General features: G+C 56.2%; 3 protein-coding genes and 1 pseudogene. All 4 read left to right on the top strand.

Translation table 11 applies throughout. From position 1 onward, the window contains the following. Positions 1-367, top strand: a pseudogene (locus tag AB5Z25_RS10755) (hypothetical protein); the annotation flags it as partial. After that, positions 360-737 carry an ATP-binding protein gene (locus AB5Z25_RS10750; protein WP_117746030.1) on the top strand — a complete coding sequence of 126 codons (378 nt, stop codon included), beginning with the start codon at positions 360-362 and terminating at the stop codon, positions 735-737. The pseudogene AB5Z25_RS10755 and the gene AB5Z25_RS10750, both read left to right, overlap by 8 nt. A 1-nt stretch (position 738) precedes the next feature. Then, complete coding sequence (locus tag AB5Z25_RS10745) at positions 739-1,530, top strand: RNA polymerase sigma factor SigF (protein ID WP_022094589.1); 792 nt, start codon at positions 739-741, stop codon at positions 1,528-1,530. After that, positions 1,527-2,939: an AI-2E family transporter gene (locus AB5Z25_RS10740; protein ID WP_368135571.1), complete on the top strand. Its 1,413-nt coding sequence runs from the start codon at positions 1,527-1,529 to the stop codon at positions 2,937-2,939. The genes AB5Z25_RS10745 and AB5Z25_RS10740 overlap by 4 nt, the downstream gene beginning before the upstream one ends. Positions 2,940-3,358 lie beyond the last annotated feature (419 nt).

The following is a 3,358-nucleotide window of genomic DNA, read 5'->3' as shown; positions in this document are numbered from 1 at the left end:
GCTTAAGTCGAGCAAGACGGCAGTTGATGCCCTTACCTCCAATCTCGTAGAGGTCGAAGCCGTGGTTCGCGACATTTCCGAGGTTACGGGCAGCATGGCCGAGGCCAGCAATGCTGTGTCGAGCGTGACCGACTCTGCCGCCGGTGCTGTGCAGAAGCTCTTCAATAAGGTGAAGGCTCCTGCAGCCGACGCCGATCGCAAGCTCGCCGCTGCCGCTGCGGAGGCCGAGCAGCCTACCGAGCGCATCCTAATTGGCGAGGACGAGGCCGCCGCGGGCGACGATGATGGTCAGAAGTCTGTATCCAAGCCGGCTCAGTATTACACCTATACGCCCGCCGAGACCTCTGAGGAGTCCTGCGATGAGTAGCGAAGCAACCTGCCCTATCACGCTGACCGTTGCCGGTGACCCGCGTCTCGCTCGCCTTGTGCGCATGACGGCAGCCAACGTTGGTGCCCTGTGCTCTATGTCTGTCGATCGCATCGAGGACATCCGCATGGCTGCTGAGGAGGCTTTCATCTTTGGTTGCACCGCGGTCGACTGCGATGACATCACCATCAAATTCGATGTCGATGAGACCCACGTTGGCATGACTATTACCTTTGGCGACCAGGCTACGGTCGATGAAGACGACCAGGCTGCGGTGTATGCCGAGCTCATCCTCGCGAGCGTGTGCGACTCCTACGAAAAGACTGCGGCGCCCCTGACGCTTTCCCTCGACCTCAAGGCGGATATCTAATATGACCGAACGTTCCCGGAGCGGCAAGACCGCTTGGGACAAGGAGAAAACCCGCGAGCTGTTTCGTCGCTACAAAGAAACCGGTGATCCGGACGCGCGCGAGCAGCTCGTCATGTCCCATATGAACCTGGTAAGGTTTCTTGCCAACAAATTTAAGAATCGCGGCGAGCCGCTCGACGACCTCATGCAGGTCGGCTATCTGGGTTTGCTCAAGGCTATCGACCGCTTTGACCCCGAGCGCGGGCTCGAGTTCACGACGTTTGCAACACCCACTATCCTGGGCGAGATCAAACGCCATTTTCGCGACAAGGGCTGGAGCGTGCGCGTACCTCGTCGTCTGCAGGAGCTCTCGGCCAAGGTCAACCAAGCTACTGACAAACTTACCAACGAGCTGCAGCGTTCGCCCAAGGTTGAGGAGATCGCTGAGTATCTAGATGTGACTGTCGATGAGGTCCTCGAGGCTATGGAATCGTCTTCGGCCTATACCTCGGTGCCCATCGAGGCTCCTGGTGCGTCCGATTCCGACGATGCCCCCTCGATTCTCGACCGTTACGCCGACGACGACAACGAGCTCGACTTTACCGATGACCGCCTAGTGATCGAGGAAGCCATCCGTGATTTCTCGCCGCGCGAGCGCGAGGTGATCGAGCTGCGCTTTGTGAAGGGCATGACCCAGATCGAGATCGCCAAGAAGCTTGGTATTTCTCAGGTGCAGGTTTCGCGTCTGCTGCGCCGCACGCTTAAGAAGATTCAGGACAAGATCGACCCCGACGGAGTGATGATTCGTTCATGAGTGAGCACCCCCAACAAACCGATCGCGTGCTGCGCGACACTCGCATTCTGACGCTGCGCATTTGGGCTGTTGTCGGCTGCATTGTCATCGCCGCTGTCATCTTTAACCTTATGGGCATCCTGGCGCCGGTTATTGAGTTTCTTGCCGTCGGCTCCATCATTGCCTTTGTGATGTCCCCGATCACCAACTGGCTCGAGCACCATGGCGTGAATCGCGGCATCGGTTCGCTTATCGCGCTTATTGTTGTTGTTGCCGTGCTCGTCGGTGTCGTTTGTATCTTGTCGCCGATTCTCTTTGGTCAGATCATGGAAGTCCTGAGCCGCCTGCCCGAGCAGCTTCGTGTTGCAGGTGGCGATCTCAACGAGATGATCTCGCATGCAAAGACGCTCAACAACACGCCGCTCAAGGAGTATTTGGACGATAATCTTTCGTCGCTGGTTGCCGTGGCATCGAGGTATGTGTCTCAGATTGCCGCCGAGCTTGGTCGTGGTGTGTTCCCACTCATCACCAATACGGCCTCGCAGCTGTTCGTTATCTTCCTTGGCCTGGTGCTTGCCTACTGGATGGCCTGCGACTACCCTCGCATGCACCACGAGATTTGCACCATCATCGGTCAGGAGAAGGAGACCTCGTACCGCTTTATGGTCGCCATCCTTTCTCGCTCTGTCGGCGGCTACATGCGCGGTATGGTCGTGACGTCCATCTGCGGTGGTTTCCTCGCCTTTATCGGTTTTATGATCATCGGCCATCCGTATGCGGCGCTCATGGCTATCTTTACCGGCATCATGCATTTGGTTCCGGTCGTCGGTCCCTGGGTGAGCGCAGCAATCGCCACGGTGCTCGGTTTCATGTTCAGCCCCATGTTGGCGTTATGGACGCTCATCGTGACGATGGTCGCGCAAAACGTCACCGATAACGTCATTTCGCCCAAGGTCATGCAGAGCTCGGTGCAGGTGCATCCCATCATGAGCCTCACGGCGCTCGTTATTGGCTCGGCACTCATGGGCCCCATCGGCATGATTATTGCCATCCCGCTTTGTGCGGCCCTCAAGGGTATCTTCGTGTACTACTTCGAGAATGAGACCGGCCGACAGCTTGTGGCCTATGACGGCGCCGTGTTTAAGGGCACGCCGTACCGCGATGCCGATGGCAACCCGGTCGCCGCCTACGACGCGCTCGGCGACGACACCTTCATCTACGAGTCCGAGCTCATCGGCAACGAGACTGCGCCCGAGGCCAAGGCCATGCCCAAGCCCGATCTCGATAATCCCTGGATCAAGCTCTCTGGTCTGCAGCCCGATGCGACGGGCTTCTTCAAGAACCCCTTCGCTAAGGATGACGATTCCAACACGGATGACGACACCAAAACCGGCATCGACGGCTCCATGGACGATTCGGATTCTAAATAGGTTCTATTAACGTTTCTTGAAGTTGTAAATGACAAGAAACGCGACCAAAGCGATTGATAAGGGGCCGGCTACATAGAAAAAGAGAACGTCAATTGCGCGTAGAGTGTAATAAGCCTTATCGCCGGACATTACTGTATACAATACGTATCCAAATGATGGTTGGTTTGCGTACCAGCATGAGAAGGCCAAGAGCGCTAAAAGTGCTACAACCAGAAGTGCATTCAGGACAAATCGTTTGCTTTTCATCGATCGCTCCTTCCGGGTGAATCTTATATGCAATTATACAGCAGTCCTTTTTCAAAGGATCGCGCAGTACTAAATAACGTGCACTTTCGCTGGAGGGCCTTGATTATCAACTTCATCCGAACACTTCCCACATTCATCCGCACATGTGCGGATGAATGTGGGAACCCGATACC

Source organism: Collinsella aerofaciens, from assembly GCF_040910325.1.
GTDB lineage: Bacteria > Actinomycetota > Coriobacteriia > Coriobacteriales > Coriobacteriaceae > Collinsella > Collinsella aerofaciens_BL.
Note: the sequence above shows the minus strand (reverse complement) of the source record. Positions and strands in the feature narration are given on the sequence as shown.